Raw genomic sequence first — 17,500 nt, forward strand, 5'->3', positions numbered from 1 at the left:
GAAAGCTATTTAGGTAGCGCCTCGTGAACTCATCTTCGGGGGTAGAGCACTGTTTCGACTAGGGGGTCATCCCGACTTACCAACTCGATGCAAACTGCGAATACCGAAGAATGTTATCACGGGAGACACACGGCGGGTGCTAACGTCCGTCGTGAAGAGGGAAACAACCCAGACCGCCAGCTAAGGTCCCAAAGTCATGGTTAAGTGGGAAACGATGTGGGAAGGCACAGACAGCCAGGATGTTGGCTTAGAAGCAGCCATCATTTAAAGAAAGCGTAATAGCTCACTGGTCGAGTCGGCCTGCGCGGAAGATGTAACGGGGCTAAACCATGCACCGAAGCTGCGGCAGCGACACTTAGGTGTTGTTGGGTAGGGGAGCGTTCTGTAAGCCTGCGAAGGTAGACTGTGAGGTCTGCTGGAGGTATCAGAAGTGCGAATGCTGACATAAGTAACGATAAAGCGGGTGAAAAGCCCGCTCGCCGGAAGACCAAGGGTTCCTGTCCAACGTTAATCGGGGCAGGGTGAGTCGACCCCTAAGGCGAGGCCGAAAGGCGTAGTCGATGGGAAACGGGTTAATATTCCCGTACTTGGTGTTACTGCGAAGGGGGGACGAAGAAGGCTAGGCCGGCCGGGTGACGGTTATCCCGGTTTAAGCGTGTAGGTGGGCAGTCCTGGTAAATCCGGTCTGCTGTATAACACTGAGGCGTGATGACGAGTCTCTACGGAGATGAAGTGGTTGATGCCCTGCTTCCAGGAAAAGCCTCTAAGCATCAGGTAACACGAAATCGTACCCCAAACCGACACAGGTGGTCAGGTAGAGAATACTCAGGCGCTTGGGAGAACTCGGGTGAAGGAACTAGGCAAAATGGTGCCGTAACTTCGGGAGAAGGCACGCTGGCAATAGGTGAAGTGGCTTGCCCATGGAGCCGAAGCCAGTCGAAGATACCAGCTGGCTGCAACTGTTTATTAAAAACACAGCACTGTGCAAACACGAAAGTGGACGTATACGGTGTGACGCCTGCCCGGTGCTGGAAGGTTAATTGATGGGGTTAGCGCAAGCGAAGCTCTTGATCGAAGCCCCAGTAAACGGCGGCCGTAACTATAACGGTCCTAAGGTAGCGAAATTCCTTGTCGGGTAAGTTCCGACCTGCACGAATGGCGTAATGATGGCCAGGCTGTCTCCACCCGAGACCCAGTGAAATTGAACTCGCAGTGAAGATGCTGTGTACCCGCGGCAAGACGGAAAGACCCCGTGAACCTTTACTATAGCTTGACACGGAACATTGAACCTTGATGTGTAGGATAGGTGGGAGGCTTTGAAGCATGTACGCCAGTACGTGTGGAGCCAACCTTGAAATACCACCCTTTAATGTTTGATGTTCTAACTTAGCCCCGTTATCCGGGGTGAGGACAGTGTCTGGTGGGTAGTTTGACTGGGGCGGTCTCCTCCCAAAGAGTAACGGAGGAGCACGAAGGTTGGCTAATCCTGGTCGGACATCAGGAGGTTAGTGCAAAGGCATAAGCCAGCTTGACTGCGAGAGTGACGGCTCGAGCAGGTACGAAAGTAGGTCTTAGTGATCCGGTGGTTCTGTATGGAAGGGCCATCGCTCAACGGATAAAAGGTACTCCGGGGATAACAGGCTGATACCGCCCAAGAGTTCATATCGACGGCGGTGTTTGGCACCTCGATGTCGGCTCATCACATCCTGGGGCTGAAGTAGGTCCCAAGGGTACGGCTGTTCGCCGTTTAAAGTGGTACGCGAGCTGGGTTTAGAACGTCGTGAGACAGTTCGGTCCCTATCTGCCGTGGGCGCTGGAAGATTGAGGGGGGTTGCTCCTAGTACGAGAGGACCGGAGTGAACGCACCGCTGGTGTTCGGGTTGTGATGCCAATTGCATTGCCCGGTAGCTACGTGCGGAAAAGATAAGCGCTGAAAGCATCTAAGCGCGAAACTTGCCCCGAGATGAGTCTTCCCTGGGATTTTAAGTCCCCTAAAGGAACGTTAAAGACCATGACGTAGATAGGCTGGGTGTGTAAGTGCAGCGATGTATTGAGCTAACCAGTACTAATGAACCGTGAGGCTTAACCTTACAACGCCGAAGGCGTTTTGAGACGAGAGACAGTAGAATTATTGAGCTTGTTGAAGGATTGAAGTTCGTGGTTGTGCGAATATGTAAAGCATAAGTACAACGGCGAGCGTAACGAATATGCCTGGCGGCGATAGCGCGGTGGTCCCACCTGACCCCATGCCGAACTCAGAAGTGAAACGCCGTAGCGCCGATGGTAGTGTGGGGCTTCCCCATGCGAGAGTAGGGAACTGCCAGGCTCTTAATTTAGAAAGAAACAGAAGGCCACTCGGAAGAGTGGCCTTTTTGTGTTTATGGGGTTTATAACGGCGATTGCGGAGTGTTGTGATAAAAAGCTGTAGCGCCGAGGGTAGTGTGGGGTTTCCCCCTGCGTTGCAACGCAACGGCCCGAAGGGTGAACCTTGAAGAGGTTCATCAACTGCCAGGCTCTTAATTTAGAAAGAAACAGAAGGCCACTCGGAAGAGTGGCCTTTTTGTGTTTGTAGGGTTTATAGCAACGCTTGCTGGGTACTGCATTAACAAACCTCCCTCACCGTTTACCAACCAAGATCGCCACAGTAGATACGGCAACTCCACTATGAATATCTTCCCGAACCGAATTCTGCCTTCGCGCGTTACATTACTTTGCTATCACACCGTCTGAAGCAAAGTATTTGATGGGGTTATCGATCGAACTCTACTCATCAAACGCACTATCTTTAGTAGCATGTTCACTGATAGTGAACTGACTCTGCACTGCTCATTAAGATGAGATTGTCTGCATGACATGTAGAACAGATAAATTAGACACAAAAAAGCCCGCGATAGCGGGCTTTCGTCTTCGGTACGATTTACCTTAGTCTTTGCTTTCCAGCAGGCAGCGGTAGATTAGGCCACCAACGATGCCGCCGATAATAGGCACTAGCCAGAAAACCCACAGCTGTTCAAGTGCCCAGCCACCCTGGAAGATTGCTACACCGGTACTGCGCGCTGGGTTAACCGACGTATTGGTCACGGGAATGCTGATTAAGTGGATCAGCGTTAAGCCTAGGCCAATAGCGATCGGTGCGAATCCTGCAGGAGCACGCTTGTCGGTAGCTCCATGAATGATGATAAGGAAGAATGCGGTGAGTACCAGCTCGGCGATAATCGCAGCCTGCAGAGAGAATCCACCAGGAGAGTGTTCACCAAAGCCGTTGGAAGCGAATCCGCTTGCGGCGGCGTCAAACCCGGCTTTCCCGCTGGCAATAGAGTAAAGCACTGCCGCTGCAGCAATGGCGCCAATGGTTTGCACGATGATATAGGGAATAACGTCTTTTGCCGAGAAGCGCCCACCGACAAACAGACCTACAGTTACCGCTGGGTTAAAGTGCCCGCCGGAAATATGGCCTACCGCATAAGCCATCGTTAAAACGGTAAGACCAAACGCCAGCGCCACACCGGCAAAGCCAATGCCTAGCTCGGGAAATGCTGCAGCCAGTACGGCGCTGCCGCAACCACCAAACACCAACCAAAAAGTGCCGAAAAATTCAGCGGATAGCTTTTTAAACATGAGTTATTTTTCCTTAAAAAAGATAAAGAAGCCCAAAGCATTGCAATGCGCTCCGTCTAACTATAGTCCATTACGAACTGCGGGAAGGAGTGTAGCCTGAATAACTATGTTTGTTCAAACATGAGATATAGATCACATTAAGATGTCATCGTATAGCGTGGCAGATATTTTTAATTTAATTAAATGATTTATAAGAAGTTATCTGTTTTTGTGATGTCAAAATATCTGAAAATAAACTAACATGATTATTTCGATTTATTATTTGAAAATGATTTTTTGAAAAAAGATGTCATTAGGCTCGAATATGTTGGAAGAGCTCTTTTGTATAAAGGGTGTTTGTATCAATCGATTTATCAGGCAATGAGTTGTTATATTCAAGGAGAGAAAGCGTGAAGTGTCCCAAATGTCAAAACGTCGCTCTTAAAACCGATCTGTTAGACGGCTTTTTACCCGTTCAGCACTGTCCAAACTGCGGCGGAAACTGGCTAATGTTAGAAGACTATTTGCAGCATAAGCATAAAGTGCCAGAGGCTACGGAAGAACTTGAACATGCCGTCTTAGAGGCTGAAGAAACTGAGAAAGCTCTACTGTGCCCAATGACCGGAGCTTTGATGACAAAGTTTCGAATTGCTAAGGGAACTACACACCGCTTGGATCTCAGCGTCAGAGTTAACGGTATCTGGCTAGATAAAGGCGAATGGGAGCTGTTGAAAGCACACGGTCTAGCGGGCAAGATTAATACACTGTTTACCGATTTTTGGCAGCGACAGGTGCGTGAAGCACAGGCAGATGACAGGCTTGACGAAATGTATCGTGCTTTGCTGGGTGATGAGGACTATGAAAAGGCTAAAGCCCTGCGTGACTGGCTGAATCAGCATCCACACAGAGAAAGGATCCGGGCATTTTTATTAGCCGAAAGCTCTCCGTCACTTATCAAGCGCTGATTGAGCGTTATTGATCGTAGAGAGAAGACAGCCCGGCAGCCGAAACCGCCGGGCTTTAGGTTGTGGAATGTGTCAAAGGCCTTATAAGAGCCATCAACGAACGGCGGAACCTAGGGGGATTCGGTTCCGGAGAGGGGGCCACCCCCCTCACGCAGCTACAGTATGGCGCTTTGGCCGCTGTGGCGAGCGCTTATGTCTATATACGCGCGGCTTCTTCACGTTTTTCTCTGAAATATAATTACCTTTCAGAAATATTGTGAACCTCTTCCCAAATAGCTGTCCCAGTCTTTCCAAACTGGCTGAAGTCCCTTTTGTAGCAGCGCTGTGGCAACCTGCTGAGGCGAGCGATTGTCATGAGGGGAAAACTGCTCAAGCTCCGGCGCGTCGTTAGCGTATCCCCCCGGCTGCGTTTTTGAGCCCGCACTGACGCTGTTAATCGCCAGAGGAACAACGCTATCGCGAAAGTGAGGTGATTCCCGGGTCGATAGTGACAGCTCAACGTCGGGAGCAAATAGCCTGAAGGCGCTGATAAGCTGCACCAGCTGTGCGTCATTCAAGATGGCTTCAGGCTGAATGCCTCCCGTGCAGGGGCGCAGGCGGGGGAAAGAAATAGAGTAGCGGCTTTGCCAGAATCGCTTCTGTAAGTAGCTTAGGTGCTGCGCCAAAAAGTAGCTGTCCGTGCGCCATTCGGCACATAACCCAAGCAGTACGCCTAGGCCGATTTTATCGATCCCTGCGCTGCCAAGCCTTTCCGGTGTGGCCATGCGCCAGAAGAAGTCCTGCTTTTTTCCCCTCAGGTGGTTTTTTTGATAGGTGTTAGCGTGGTAGGTCTCCTGGTAGACCATGACTGCATCTAATCCGAGAGATTTGAGTTCGGCATAGTCTGATGTTGACAGCGGTTGAACCTCCATCATCAGCGAGCTGACCCGCTGGCGTATCAGCGGCAGGTTGCGTCGAAAATAGTCCATGCCAACCTTTCCCTGATGCTCGCCGGTCACCAGTAAAATATGCTGATAGCCCAGTTCGTTTAATGCCTGACACTCCTGCAGGATCTCTTCTTCTGACAGCGTCTTACGCTTTATGCGATTACTCATGGAGAAACCGCAGTAGGTGCAGTCGTTGGCGCAGAGGTTTGAGAGGTAAAGCGGTGCGTAGAATCCCACTGTGTTGCCAAATCTTTGACGAGTCAGGCGCTGGGCTTTTTGAGCCATAGGCTCCAGATAGGCGGTAGCGGCTGGTGAAATAAGCGCCATAAAGTCGTCTAGCGAACATCGTTTTGCTGCCAGTGCTTGCTCAACGTCGGCAGTCGTTTTCTCGTAAATAGAGCTCGTTGCTCGATCCCAATCAACGTTCTGCCAGAGTGAATGAAAGTCAGCGTTCATTGCACCTCCCGAACAGCAATGGGAGATTCTGTATGGAGAAAGGCGGTCAACGGGCTGGAGGCTTCAGCCGTGGCGTCTTGACGAACAGTGCCTAGGCCGCATCGGTAAGCTTGACGACCGCTTTCTACTGCGAGGCGAAAAGCATTGGCCATGCCGATTGGGTCGCGGGCAACGGCGATAGCGGTATTGACCAATACAGCGTCTGCCCCCATCTCCATCGCCTGAGCGGCGTGGCTTGGTGCGCCGATACCTGCATCAACAATAACCGGCACCATAGACTGCTCAATGATAATACGTAAAAAAGCCTGAGTTTGAAGTCCCATATTAGAACCGATGGGAGCTCCAAGCGGCATCACCGCTGCACAGCCGACTTCTTCCAGACGCTTGCATAAAACGGGATCGGCACCGCAGTAGGGAAGAACGACAAATCCCTCTTTCACTAGCTGCTCTGCCGCTTTCAGCGTTTCTACTGGATCTGGCAGCAGATAGCGAGTGTCTGGGTGTATCTCTAGCTTGAGCCAGCGCGTGCCTAGCGCCTCTTTTGCCAAGCGGGCGGCGAATACGGCTTCTTCAGCATTTTTGGCACCGGAAGTGTTGGGCAGCAGTCGAATACCTAGCTGGCTAAGCGGTGAAACCAGATCGTCGGCCTGTTGCCCTAAAGAGACTCGTTTCATTGCCATGGTTGCTAGCTGTGATCCTGAGGCCTCAATGGCAGTTGTCATTAGATTGGCGGAGGCGAATTTTCCTGTACCGACAAACAGGCGTGAAGTAAAAGTTGTCTCTGCGATAGTTAACATAGTTATCCTCCTGCAATAGCCTGAAAGATCAGCACGCTGTCTCCGTGATGTAACTGATGCGTCTGCCAGGCGGTTTTAGGCACGATGGTGTGATTAACGGCGACGGCAACGCCCTGAACCGGGTGATTCAGTCGCGTTAAAACGTCGAACAGTGAGACATCCTCTGTCAGTTCCAATGGAGAATCGTTAATGGTGATGTGCATGCAGCCCTCCACAGATGGAGCACTGTGGATCTCGTCTGAGCCGAAGGCTGGTCCACGCGTGCTGTTTACCGTTAAAAAGCCGCAGATGGCCGCTTAGCGCAGAGGGTAAACCGGCAAGCATTTTTACAGCCTCCAGCGCCTGTAGCGAGCCGATAGCGCCGACCATGGGGCCAAGAACTCCCGCTGTTCTGCAGTTGCGATGAGGTTCTTCCCTATCAGGGTAGAGACAGGCATAACACCCTTCGGTGAAAGGTGGCGTCAGAACTAACAGTTGGCCACTAAAGCCGACAGCGCTGCCGCTAATCAGCGGTAGTGAACGATTCACACAGGCGGCGTTAACCGCGTGGCGTGTTGCCATGTTGTCGCAGCAGTCAATGACTAAGTCCACACCGTTAAGCAGCTCTGGCAGCGTTTCCGGTACGATCCGCTGTGCCTCTATACGGTAGTTAATCGATGGATTAAGACCTTTGAGTCGTTTAACGGCCAGTTTCGCCTTAGGCTTTTTAACATCGCCAGTATCAAACAGGATCTGCCGTTGAAGGTTTGTCTGATGAAGGCTATCGTCGTCCGCCAGAATGAGCGTTCCTACCCCGGCGGCGGCAAGATACAGCGAAACCGGGGAGCCTAGCCCTCCTAATCCGACGATCAGCGCTGTTGAATGCTTCAGGCGGCGCTGGCCCTCTTCGCCGATTTCTTCCAGCAGCAGCTGGCGGCTGTAGCGTAAAAAATCGTCATCACTCAGCATGATAATGGCTCGGTGTTTTCGACTATCGACAGCAGCGTCTTTGTTGCCTGACGCCAGTCTGGAGCCTGAGTAATTGCGCTAACGACGGCAATGCTGCCGACCCCACAGTCTAAAACGTCTCTGGCTTTATCGATGCTGATTCCGCCAATGGCAACCGTTGGGTAGTCGGGAATTGATGCCACGTGCCGCTTTGAGTTCAACTAACCCCTGAGGAGCTGACGGCATCTCTTTGGTTTGCGTTGGAAATATATGGCCAAGGGCGATGTATGATGGGCGAACGGCGACGGCTCTAGCCAGCTCTTCGTCATCATGGGTTGATACACCCAAGCGCAGCCCAGCCTGATGAATGGCCTTTAGGTCTGCTGTCAGCAGGTCTTCCTGACCGAGATGAACCCCATAGGCTCCGTGCTTAACAGCCAGTCGCCAGTAGTCGTTAATGAAAAGCCGGGCGTTAAACTGTTTCCCTAACTCAATTGCTCGCTGAACGATCTCTTCGACTTCATTTTCCTGACAGTCTTTGATTCTGAGTTGAATAGTGGTTACCCCAGCTCCTAGCAGTTTTTCTATCCAATCCAGCGTATCGACGACGGGATAGAGGCCAAGTCGCTTTTCTGTTGGAGGGAAAGGTGCGGTTGGCAGGGGCGCTAAGTTTGTTAACAGTGGATTAGTCATGGCTGTTTTCCTCAGTGGCCGCGAGCGGAACGGCAGCATGTGCGGCAGGATGATAGAGTTCGTTCCCTCGATCGCGAAAACGTTGAGCCATTTCGCTCATGCCGCCGGAGGCGGTTTGCTCTTTCGCGAAGTCGCGGACTTCTTGCGATATTTTCATTGAACAAAACTTGGGGCCGCACATTGAGCAGAAGTGGGCGATTTTGCCGGATGCCTGCGGCAGCGTTTCGTCGTGATAGGCGCGCGCCGTTTCCGGATCCAGCGCAAGGTTGAACTGATCTTCCCAGCGGAACTCAAAGCGCGCTTTCGACATAGCATTATCGCGAATTTGAGCGCCGGGATGCCCTTTGGCCAGATCGGCGGCGTGGGCGGCGATGCGGTAGGCAATCAGCCCCTGTTTAACGTCTTCTTTGTTTGGTAGCCCCAGATGCTCCTTTGGCGTGACGTAGCACAGCATGGCACAGCCAAACCAGCCGATAAGCGCGGCGCCAATGCCGGAAGTAAAGTGGTCATAGCCGGGCGCAATGTCGGTGGTCAACGGGCCAAGGGTATAGAAGGGGGCTTCATGGCAGTGCTCCAGCTGCTCTGTCATGTTGCGATGGATCATCTGCATTGGAACGTGGCCGGGGCCTTCAATCATGACCTGAACGTCGTATTGCCAGGCGATTTTCGTCAGTTCACCCAGAGTGTGAAGCTCGGCAAACTGGGCTTCATCGTTGGCATCCTGTACGGAGCCAGGCCTCAGGCCGTCGCCTAAAGAGAGTGCGACGTCGTAACGGCTACAGATTTCGCAAATATCTCGGAAGCGCTCATACAGGAAGTTTTCTCTATGGTGGGAGAGGCACCACTTGGCCATAATTGCGCCGCCGCGGGACACTATACCCGTTAGGCGATTGGCCGTGAGTGGGATAAAGCGCAGCAGTAGACCCGCGTGGATAGTAAAGTAGTCGACACCCTGTTCTGCCTGTTCAATCAGCGTGTCTCTGAATACTTCCCAGTTCAGGTTTTCAGCAACGCCGTTAACCTTCTCCAGAGCCTGATAAATAGGTACTGTACCAATCGGCACGGGGCTATTACGGATAATCCACTCTCGGGTTTCATGAATATAGCGTCCGGTGGAGAGATCCATAACGGTATCTGCACCCCACCTCGTCGCCCAAACCAGCTTTTCGACCTCTTCCTCGATAGAAGACGTCAGCGATGAGTTACCAATGTTGGCGTTTACTTTTACCAGAAAGTTGCGACCGATAATCATCGGCTCTGCTTCGGGATGGTTAATATTGGCGGGAATAATCGCGCGCCCTGCGGCCACTTCCCCACGGACAAATTCCGGCGTAATGTTTTCCGGCAGACTGGCGCCGTAAGACTGCCCTGGATGTTGGCGAGTAAGCACTTCTGTACGCAGGCGCTCTCGGCCGACATTTTCTCTCAGAGCGATAAACTCCATTTCTGGCGTGATGATGCCCGCTCTTGCATAGTGAAGCTGAGTCACGCATCGGCCCTCTTTGGCGCGCCTTGGCGGCGGCAGGTGCGTGTAGCGCAGATGGTCTAGCCCCTCGTCGGCAAGGCGCTGTTGAGTAAAGTGTGAGGAAGCCTGTGTGAGCGGAGCGGTATCATTGCGTTCTTCAATCCAGCGCTGGCGCAGAGGAGAAAGACCCTGGCGGACGTCAATATCAGATGACGGATCGCCGTAAGGCCCTGAGGTATCGTAGACGGGAACCGGTTCATTATCTTCATACTGTGGAGCGTTTTGTGTACCGCCGATGAGCGTCGGGCTAAGGCGAATTTCCCGCAGCGGAACGCGAAGATCGTCGCGAGAACCTTGAACGTACACTCTGTGGGAATTGGGGAACGCGTGCCCCTGTAGTCGATCAATAAACTGCTGCGCCTGAGCGCGCTGGGTTCTTCTGTTAGACATAGCAAACTCCAAAATAGAACGTGGGGGTTGCTTGTCTGGAGTTCGGAGAGGGAGTAATGGATAGGGAAAATCTACACTGTGGCCTTGCCTACCCGAATTGAATTACTCTTGTTCCCTTCGCGGGTATTAGCCCGATCAGGTTCCGCGGATCCCGAATTAACGGTCTCAGCCCGCGCCGTATAAGGGCGCTGGGCACTCCGACAAGATTTACCGCCCTAGGGGCGATATAGCACAGTATAGGTAAGACGATAAAAACGGCAAAGGGTTTTTTACACGCTTTCCATTATGACTGTTCGGTAGAGCTGTGATGGCTTTCCCAGTTTTTGATGGCTTCGACGATCAGTTTGTCTTCTATCATAAACCGATTCGCCAGCAGCTCACCGACCGTTGAAAGATCTTTATCCAGCTGTAATATGGTGTCGTCGTTAATGCCTTTTTCAACATAACTGTCATAAAACGCCATGATTTTTTGAGTATTTTCTTCCAGTAACGGATAAACTCTTTGGCCAACGGCGAGATTGGGGCTTGCAGCTCCCTCTTCTTGAATAATGACTCTGTCGTAAATATGAAAATGGCAGGCGGACAGGTAGTCCACCAGATGATGACCGAAATCGATCAGCGCCTTTTCATCGAGAGGGATATTTTTCTCTTTGTTTGGTTTAATACCAACCAGCCGGTAATAGGTCACGAGCAGGCTTTTGCGCGACTCTAACCATTGATCGATCAGTTTATGGTTACCGCCCACGCGCTCAGTAAGAGTTTCAAGTCGGTTTAGCATAGGGTGTCCAGAGTCATTCAGTAGGTTGAAAAAGTTAAGATAATGTAAAAACCACTGTTAGATTGCCAGTAAATAAGAGGTTTAGCAAGATAGTCATGGAACAACAGTTACGCGGTGATGAGTCTGGCTGGTGGCTATTAAGCTATGCCGGTAAATTGTGGCTTCCCAAGGGAGAATTACCCTTCGGTTTAGCGCAGGATTTTCAACTTCAGGGTGAGAGAGCGTACCGTATTGGAGAGTGGCAAAGCCATCCAGTTTGGCTGATTCGTCAGTCGCGAGCTCGGGATATGGCGTCGGTAAGGCAACTGCTGAATGAGGACCGCGGCCTCTTCCAACTGGCTGGGCGTGCTGTGCAGCTGGAGGATTTCTATCGCGCTCACCGCTTCTGTGGCTACTGCGGCCACGGGATGACGATTAGCGATAGGGAATGGGCATGCCTGTGTCCGAACTGCCATCAGCGTTACTATCCACAAATCGCGCCCTGCGTTATTGTCGCTATCCGTAAAGAAGACAAAATATTGCTGGCTCAGCACAATCGGCATCGGGGCGGCATTTATACCGCGCTGGCCGGGTTTGTCGAAGTGGGCGAGACGCTGGAGCAGGCCGTTGCCCGCGAAGTTCATGAAGAGAGTAATTTGTCTATCAAGAACCTGCGCTATATTTCTTCGCAGCCCTGGCCGTTCCCTCACTCGCTGATGGTGGCCTATTTAGCCGATTACGATAGCGGTGAGTTAAAGATTGATAAGTCTGAGTTGCTTGATGCCAACTGGTTTGACTTCGACAGGCTCCCCATGCTGCCCCCTCCGGGAACGGTAGCCCGACGGTTGATTGAAGATACAGTGGCTTTGTGTCGAGCGGAAAGAGAGCAGGGGTAGCCGAGGCGTCGCTCGCTATAGGAAGCAATACCTGCATGTTACAATGCGCGCAATTATCGAGGATAAAAATAATGAATGAATTAAAAAACGATCGCTATCTGCGCGCTCTGTTGCGCCAGCCCGTTGACGTAACGCCTGTCTGGATGATGCGACAGGCTGGTCGCTATTTACCAGAATATAAGGCAACTCGCGCTGAGGCTGGGGATTTTATGGCTCTCTGTAAAAACGCCGAGTTGGCCTGTGAAGTAACCCTACAGCCTCTGCGTCGCTATGAGCTGGATGCCGCGATCCTGTTCTCCGATATTCTTACCGTGCCGGATGCGATGGGTATAGGGCTCTACTTTGAGACGGGGGAAGGCCCGCGCTTCGAGCGCCCGGTAACCTGCCGCGCGGACGTAGAAAAACTGCCGGTTCCTGACCCTGAGCAGGAACTGGGGTATGTGATGAATGCCGTACGCACTATTCGCCGCAATTTGAAAGGCGAAGTCCCCCTTATCGGTTTTTCCGGTAGCCCATGGACGCTGGCAACCTATATGGTAGAAGGGGGCAGCAGCAAGGCATTCACTAAGATTAAGAAGATGATGTATGCCGAGCCGGAAACCCTGCACTTGCTGTTGGACAAGCTGGCCGACAGCGTGATCCTGTATCTGAACGCCCAGATCCGCGCCGGCGCTCAGTCAGTCATGATTTTCGATACCTGGGGCGGGGTACTGACAGGGCGCGACTATCGCGAATTCTCTCTGGCCTATATGCATAAAATCGTTGACGGCCTGATTCGGGAAAACGAAGGCAGACGTGTACCAGTAACTTTGTTTACCAAGGGCGGCGGTCAGTGGCTGGAGGCGATGGCGGATACCGGATGTGATGCTCTGGGGCTGGACTGGACGACGGATATCGCCGACGCGCGCCGCCGGGTTGGTTCCCGTGTGGCTTTGCAGGGGAATATGGATCCTTCCATGCTGTATGCTTCGCCTGCGCGTATTGAGAAAGAAGTATCGGACATTCTGGCCGGGTTTGGTCAGGGTACCGGACATGTGTTCAATCTGGGGCACGGCATACATCAAGACGTGCCGCCTGAACATCCGAAAACCTTTGTTGATGCGGTGCATCGTTTGTCTCGGCCATACCATGATTGATACTGCGGCGCTGAGGGCTGAGCAGATAGAAAAAGCCAAAGCGGTGATCAAACAGGACAATCAGGGTTTTGACGAACCTAAATGGATTGCCGGAGCCGATGTGGGCTTCGAGCAAGACGGTAAGATAACGAGGGCGGCAATCGCCGTCCTCAGTTATCCCTCTTTGGAGCTGGTGGAGTATCGCGTCGCTAGAGTGCCCACTTCGCTTCCCTATATTCCCGGCCTGCTTTCCTTTCGTGAATATCCAGCGCTGATGGCCGCTTGGTCACAGTTAACCACTGTTCCTCAACTGGTGTTGGTCGACGGTCAGGGTATTGCCCACCCTCGTCGTCTCGGTGTAGCTAGCCACTTTGGCCTGCTGATAGACGTGCCGACAATAGGCGTTGCTAAAAGCCGGCTGTGTGGGAAATACGATGAGTCTGGCCTGCAGGATGGTGCTGCGGTACCGCTGGTGGATAAAGACGAGCAGATTGGCTGGGTTTGGAACAGTAAGGCTCGCTGTAAGCCGCTCTATGTTTCTGTCGGCCACCGCGTTAGTCAGGAAAGCGCACTGCTTTGGGTCGAACGCTGTATGCGCGGCTATCGGCTTCCTGAACCTACTCGCTGGGCGGACGCGATTGCGTCACGGCGCCCGGCTTTTGTGCGCTGGCTTGCCGCGCATCCGGAAAAGAACGTCGATGAAGGTTGAGAATACCCGTCGACTCACTGCTTTTAATTTTAATGAGACGTTTTCATGCTGCGTAATCCCATTCATTTAAGGCTGGAAAAACTGGCCAGCTGGCAACATTATACTTTTATGGCCTGCCTGTGCGAACGCATGTTCCCAAACTATCAGGCTTTCTGCCTTGAAACCGGGTTTGCCGAGCCGCAGATTTATCGGCGCATTTTGGATTTGGTCTGGGAAACGCTAGTGGTTAAAGACGCCAAAGTGAACTTTGACAGCCAGCTTGAGAAGCTGGAAGAGGCGATCCCCGATGCAGACAATTTTGATATTTACGGCGTTCACCCAGCAATTGACGCCTGTGTTGCATTGAGTGAAGTGCTTCATGCGCACCTGAGTGGAGAGACGCAGGAACATGCTGTCGCCGTTAGCGAGTCTTCTATCCGTACCGTCGCTATGTTGGAAATGACACAGGCGGGGAGAGAAATGACCGATGATGAACTGAAAGTTCTGCCGTCGATAGAGAACGAATGGGACGTACAGTGGGAAATTTATCGTCTGTTGGCTGACTGTGAAGAACGCGATTTGGAGTTGATCAAAGGGCTCAGAGCAGACCTGAAAGAGGCCGCTGTGAGCAATATTGGCATAAATTTAGCCTAAACAGTGATAAAACGTGACTTAAAGCCTAAATAATAGCTTGTCAAGGCTTCACAGCAGTGCCCGATTGGTCTACATTTGTGTTGCCTTTAAAAAGTGGCTATCGATAACGTCTGGGCTGGGGTTAACAGAGACTTTCTTTACCCATCCGTCTTCGGTACATTGCATGCAATAAAATACATTGTAAGGATAATTTATGAACAAGACTCAACTGATTGACGTAATTGCAGACAAGGCTGGTCTTACCAAAACTCAGGCCAAAGCGGCACTGGAATCAACCTTAGGCGCAATTACTGAGTCTCTGAAAGACGGTGACCCAGTACAACTGGTTGGTTTTGGTACATTCAAAGTAAATCACCGCAATGCCCGTACTGGCCGTAACCCTCAGACTGGCAAAGAAATCAAAATTGCGGCGGCTAACGTTCCAGCATTCGTTTCAGGCAAAGCACTGAAAGACGCTGTTAAGAAGTAATAGCCACGATCGTGATATATAGTAAGGGGCTATGAGCCCCTTTTCTTTTTCTATTTTTATGATGATAAAACGCGCCTTTATCACCTTATCTCTTCTATTGACGCTAGCTGGCTGTGGTTCAATGGAGCGAGAACCCACTCTGGAAGCCTCCGGATACATTGCCGACGCTGGCGTAGTCCGCCTGTGGAGCAAAGTTGATGGTGAAGGTATTCCTATGCGACTGCTGAGCGTGTATACCCCGTTCTCCGGCGAGACAGTCGCGACCCATTATGAATTTATTGACGGCAAGCTGGGCCTGGTTAAGCGCGAAGTACAAAACGATGCTCTGCTTCCTCGAACAGAGCTTCGGCTGGATACTAAAGGCAATCCCAGCTTTATGCAGAGGCGCTTAGCCGATCGCAATGAGTCACTCTCAGACGATGATATTCTGAGCATCAAATATGAAGCCCAGCAGTTTCTGGAAACTAGCCGTTCGCTCTCTGCGGGAAGGGTGAAGCTTTATCAGGGCTATATCAATAATGGGCGTATCGTTTCCTGCGAGGGGGATGTTGAAAATCCCCGGTTTTTACCCAGCCAGCGACAGTGGCTGGACAAGCGTATTCACAACGGAGGCTTTATTAGCCTAGCCTGGCTCTCGTCTTTTCAAGGCGTGCAGCTTTTGCTGGTCGCGAATGAAAACTTCTGCCAGTGGGAACCAAGACTGGAGAATTTCTAGCTTTTGGTTCATTAAATAAAAAAGCCGCCGAGATAGAGATCAACGGCGGCTTTTTTGTGGGCAGTAGGGATTATTGACTGTTCTGCTCCCTATCAACGGCGCGATAGCCGATGTCTTTACGGTAGGTGCAACCATTCCAGTGAATTTTCTCTGCTAGCTGGTAAGCTCTTTGTTGAGCTTGAGCAACGTTTTCTCCCAGAGCCGTAGCGCAAAGCACGCGCCCGCCGTGGGTCACTACGTGGCATTCCTGTAGCTGCGTTCCGGCATGAAACACCTTTTCACCTTCGGTTTCATTGACGGGTAACCCGCTAATGATATCGTTGCTCCGGTAGTCTCCCGGATAGCCTTCGGCAGCAAGCACAATGCCCAGTGCGGCACGGTGATCCCATTCAGAGGTTTTTCCCTTTAGGTTTCCTTCAGCACCGGACAGACACAGCTCAACAAAATCGGACTTCATACGCAGCATAATTGGTTGAGTTTCCGGATCGCCGAAGCGGCAGTTGAACTCAATGACCTTGGGGTTACCCGCGTCATCGATCATCAGTCCTGCATATAAAAAGCCCGTGTAGGGATTGTCTTCGGCAGCCATACCGCGAACAGTCGGGTAGATAACTTCATCCATAATGCGCTGGTGGACGTCATCAGTTACCACTGGAGCGGGTGAGTAGGCGCCCATTCCGCCGGTATTAGGGCCTTGATCGCCATCGTAGGCGCGCTTGTGATCCTGACTGGTTGCCATAGGAACAACGTTTTCACCGTCAACCATGACGATAAAGCTGGCTTCTTCCCCGGACAGAAACTCTTCGACCACAATGCGATGGCCGGCATCACCAAAGGCGTTACCTTCAAGCATGTCTTTTGCTGCTGCTTCGGCCTCTTCGAGCGTCATTGCTACAACTACGCCTTTTCCTGCAGCGAGCCCGTCGGCTTTAATAACGATCGGCGCACCCTGAGAGCGGATATAGTCTAGCGCTAGGTCAAGATCGGTGAAGTTTTGGTAGGCGGCGCTGGGGATCGCGTGACGTGCCAGAAAATCCTTCGTGAAAGCTTTTGACCCCTCTAGCTGAGCGGCAGACTGTGTAGGGCCAAAAATTGTCAAACCGGCCTTTCTAAAGGCGTCGACAACGCCTTTAACTAACGGCGCTTCAGGGCCGACAATAGTAAGCCCAATATTTTCCTGCTGTGCAAAGTTAAGCAGCCCATCAATATCCGTCGCGGAGATAGCGACGTTGGTGAGGTTTGGCTCAAGCTGAGTGCCGGCGTTGCCGGGGGCAACAAAGACGCTATCGGCCAGCGGTGACTGAGACGCTTTCCACGCCAGAGCGTGTTCTCTCCCCCCGTTGCCAATAATTAAAATGTTCATTGTGTCTGCTCCAAGGCTTCAGAAGAGTGAATTAATGACGGAAGTGGCGCATGTCGGTGAAGAGCATGGCGATACCGTGTTCATTAGCGGCAGCGATGACTTCATCGTCACGAATAGATCCACCGGGCTGGATGACGCAGGTAATTCCGGCAGCGGCAGCAGCATCAATACCATCGCGGAACGGGAAGAACGCGTCGGACGCCATAGCAGAGCCTTTCACTTCAAGCCCTTCATCGGCAGCCTTAATGCCAGCAATCTTCGCCGAGTAGACGCGGCTCATTTGCCCGGCACCAATGCCAATGGTCATATTGTTTTTGGCATAGACGATGGCATTAGACTTCACGAATTTCGCGACTTTCCAGCAGAACAGCGCGTCGGCAAGCTCTTGCTCTGTAGGCTGACGTGTCGTGACGACCTTCAGGTTTGCCTGTTCAACCATACCGAGGTCACGATCCTGAACCAGCAGGCCGCCGTTAACGCGCTTAAAGTCCAAACCGGGAACGCGAGACTGCCATTCACCGCAGACCAGAACGCGGACGTTTTGCTTTTCAGCCGTAACCTTCAGTG

Annotated in this window: 16 protein-coding genes, 2 rRNA genes, 1 pseudogene and 1 riboswitch (2 of these 20 running past the window's edge); of the genes and pseudogenes, 9 read left to right on the plus strand and 10 right to left on the minus strand. The window is 51.9% G+C overall.

Going from position 1 to position 17,500, the window contains the following annotated elements; genetic code table 11:
• Positions 1-2,090, plus strand: a 23S ribosomal RNA gene (locus DQM29_RS02000); it begins 821 nt to the left of the window's first position.
• 120 nt (positions 2,091-2,210) lie between these two features.
• Positions 2,211-2,326: ribosomal RNA gene (gene rrf / locus DQM29_RS02005) — 5S ribosomal RNA — on the plus strand.
• 596 nt (positions 2,327-2,922) lie between these two features.
• On the opposite strand, the gene aqpZ is transcribed toward rrf, so the two are convergent.
• Positions 2,923-3,618, minus strand: a complete 696-nt coding sequence (aqpZ, locus tag DQM29_RS02010; protein WP_111739066.1) for an aquaporin Z — start codon at positions 3,616-3,618, stop codon at positions 2,923-2,925.
• Positions 3,619-4,007: 389 nt separating this feature from the next.
• Here aqpZ and DQM29_RS02015 point away from each other — a divergent pair, with 389 nt between their 5' ends.
• The gene (locus DQM29_RS02015) at positions 4,008-4,562 is read left to right on the plus strand and encodes a TFIIB-type zinc ribbon-containing protein (RefSeq protein WP_170126470.1); all 555 of its coding nucleotides are present in this window, start codon (positions 4,008-4,010) and stop codon (positions 4,560-4,562) included.
• A gap of 245 nt (positions 4,563-4,807) precedes the next feature.
• Here the strand turns inward: DQM29_RS02015 and thiH are convergent, their stop codons facing one another.
• The 7 genes and pseudogenes from thiH to rsd all read right to left on the minus strand — a co-directional run bounded on the left by thiH (position 4,808) and on the right by rsd (position 11,054).
• Complete coding sequence (gene thiH, locus DQM29_RS02020; RefSeq protein ID WP_111739068.1) at positions 4,808-5,944, minus strand: 2-iminoacetate synthase ThiH; 1,137 nt, start codon at positions 5,942-5,944, stop codon at positions 4,808-4,810.
• Positions 5,941-6,741 (minus strand): thiazole synthase, encoded by an 801-nt coding sequence (locus DQM29_RS02025; RefSeq protein WP_111739069.1) that lies wholly within the window; start codon positions 6,739-6,741, stop codon positions 5,941-5,943. The genes thiH and DQM29_RS02025 overlap by 4 nt, the downstream gene beginning before the upstream one ends.
• A 2-nt stretch (positions 6,742-6,743) precedes the next feature.
• A complete protein-coding gene (gene thiS, locus DQM29_RS02030) occupies positions 6,744-6,944 on the minus strand; it encodes a sulfur carrier protein ThiS (protein WP_111739070.1) in 201 nt (66 codons plus the stop codon).
• Positions 6,928-7,689, minus strand: a complete 762-nt coding sequence (locus DQM29_RS02035) for a HesA/MoeB/ThiF family protein (protein WP_111739071.1) — start codon at positions 7,687-7,689, stop codon at positions 6,928-6,930. Before DQM29_RS02035 ends, thiS begins: the two co-directional genes overlap by 17 nt.
• Positions 7,683-8,361 (minus strand): annotated as a pseudogene (gene thiE / locus DQM29_RS02040) (thiamine phosphate synthase). The gene DQM29_RS02035 and the pseudogene thiE overlap by 7 nt, the downstream one beginning before the upstream one ends.
• On the minus strand, positions 8,354-10,276 hold the full coding sequence (gene thiC, locus DQM29_RS02045; RefSeq protein WP_111739072.1) for a phosphomethylpyrimidine synthase ThiC: 1,923 nt from the start codon (positions 10,274-10,276) through the stop codon (positions 8,354-8,356). Before thiC ends, thiE begins: the two are co-directional and overlap by 8 nt.
• 95 nt (positions 10,277-10,371) lie before the next feature.
• Positions 10,372-10,486, minus strand: a riboswitch (TPP riboswitch).
• Positions 10,487-10,559: 73 nt separating this feature from the next.
• Complete coding sequence (gene rsd / locus DQM29_RS02050; protein ID WP_111739073.1) at positions 10,560-11,054, minus strand: sigma D regulator; 495 nt, start codon at positions 11,052-11,054, stop codon at positions 10,560-10,562.
• A 95-nt stretch (positions 11,055-11,149) separates the two neighbouring features.
• Here rsd and nudC point away from each other — a divergent pair, with 95 nt between their 5' ends.
• The 6 genes from nudC to DQM29_RS02080 all read left to right on the plus strand — a co-directional run bounded on the left by nudC (position 11,150) and on the right by DQM29_RS02080 (position 15,570).
• Positions 11,150-11,929 (plus strand): NAD(+) diphosphatase, encoded by a 780-nt coding sequence (gene nudC, locus DQM29_RS02055; protein ID WP_111739074.1) that lies wholly within the window; start codon positions 11,150-11,152, stop codon positions 11,927-11,929.
• Positions 11,930-12,000: 71 nt separating this feature from the next.
• On the plus strand, positions 12,001-13,065 hold the full coding sequence (gene hemE, locus DQM29_RS02060; RefSeq protein WP_111739075.1) for a uroporphyrinogen decarboxylase: 1,065 nt from the start codon (positions 12,001-12,003) through the stop codon (positions 13,063-13,065).
• Positions 13,058-13,753 carry a deoxyribonuclease V gene (gene nfi, locus DQM29_RS02065; protein WP_111739076.1) on the plus strand — a complete coding sequence of 232 codons (696 nt, stop codon included), beginning with the start codon at positions 13,058-13,060 and terminating at the stop codon, positions 13,751-13,753. Before hemE ends, nfi begins: the two co-directional genes overlap by 8 nt.
• Positions 13,754-13,798: 45 nt before the next feature.
• Positions 13,799-14,386: a YjaG family protein gene (locus DQM29_RS02070; RefSeq protein WP_111739077.1), complete on the plus strand. Its 588-nt coding sequence runs from the start codon at positions 13,799-13,801 to the stop codon at positions 14,384-14,386.
• A 193-nt stretch (positions 14,387-14,579) separates the two neighbouring features.
• Positions 14,580-14,855 (plus strand): nucleoid-associated protein HU-alpha, encoded by a 276-nt coding sequence (gene hupA / locus DQM29_RS02075; RefSeq protein ID WP_027275787.1) that lies wholly within the window; start codon positions 14,580-14,582, stop codon positions 14,853-14,855.
• Between the two features lie 31 nt (positions 14,856-14,886).
• Positions 14,887-15,570 carry a DUF1481 domain-containing protein gene (locus DQM29_RS02080; RefSeq protein WP_111739078.1) on the plus strand — a complete coding sequence of 228 codons (684 nt, stop codon included), beginning with the start codon at positions 14,887-14,889 and terminating at the stop codon, positions 15,568-15,570.
• A gap of 70 nt (positions 15,571-15,640) precedes the next feature.
• On the opposite strand, the gene purD is transcribed toward DQM29_RS02080, so the two are convergent.
• Both purD and purH read right to left on the minus strand, forming a co-directional pair.
• On the minus strand, positions 15,641-16,933 hold the full coding sequence (purD, locus tag DQM29_RS02085; protein ID WP_111739079.1) for a phosphoribosylamine--glycine ligase: 1,293 nt from the start codon (positions 16,931-16,933) through the stop codon (positions 15,641-15,643).
• 31 nt (positions 16,934-16,964) lie between these two features.
• Positions 16,965-17,500 carry the 3' end of a bifunctional phosphoribosylaminoimidazolecarboxamide formyltransferase/IMP cyclohydrolase gene (gene purH, locus DQM29_RS02090; protein ID WP_111739080.1) on the minus strand. The gene runs 1,054 nt beyond the window's last position, so 536 of the gene's 1,590 nt are visible here — the last part of the coding sequence; the start codon falls outside the window, past its right edge; the stop codon is at positions 16,965-16,967.

This window comes from Leminorella richardii, assembly GCF_900478135.1.
Classification (GTDB): Bacteria; Pseudomonadota; Gammaproteobacteria; order Enterobacterales; family Enterobacteriaceae; genus Leminorella; species Leminorella richardii.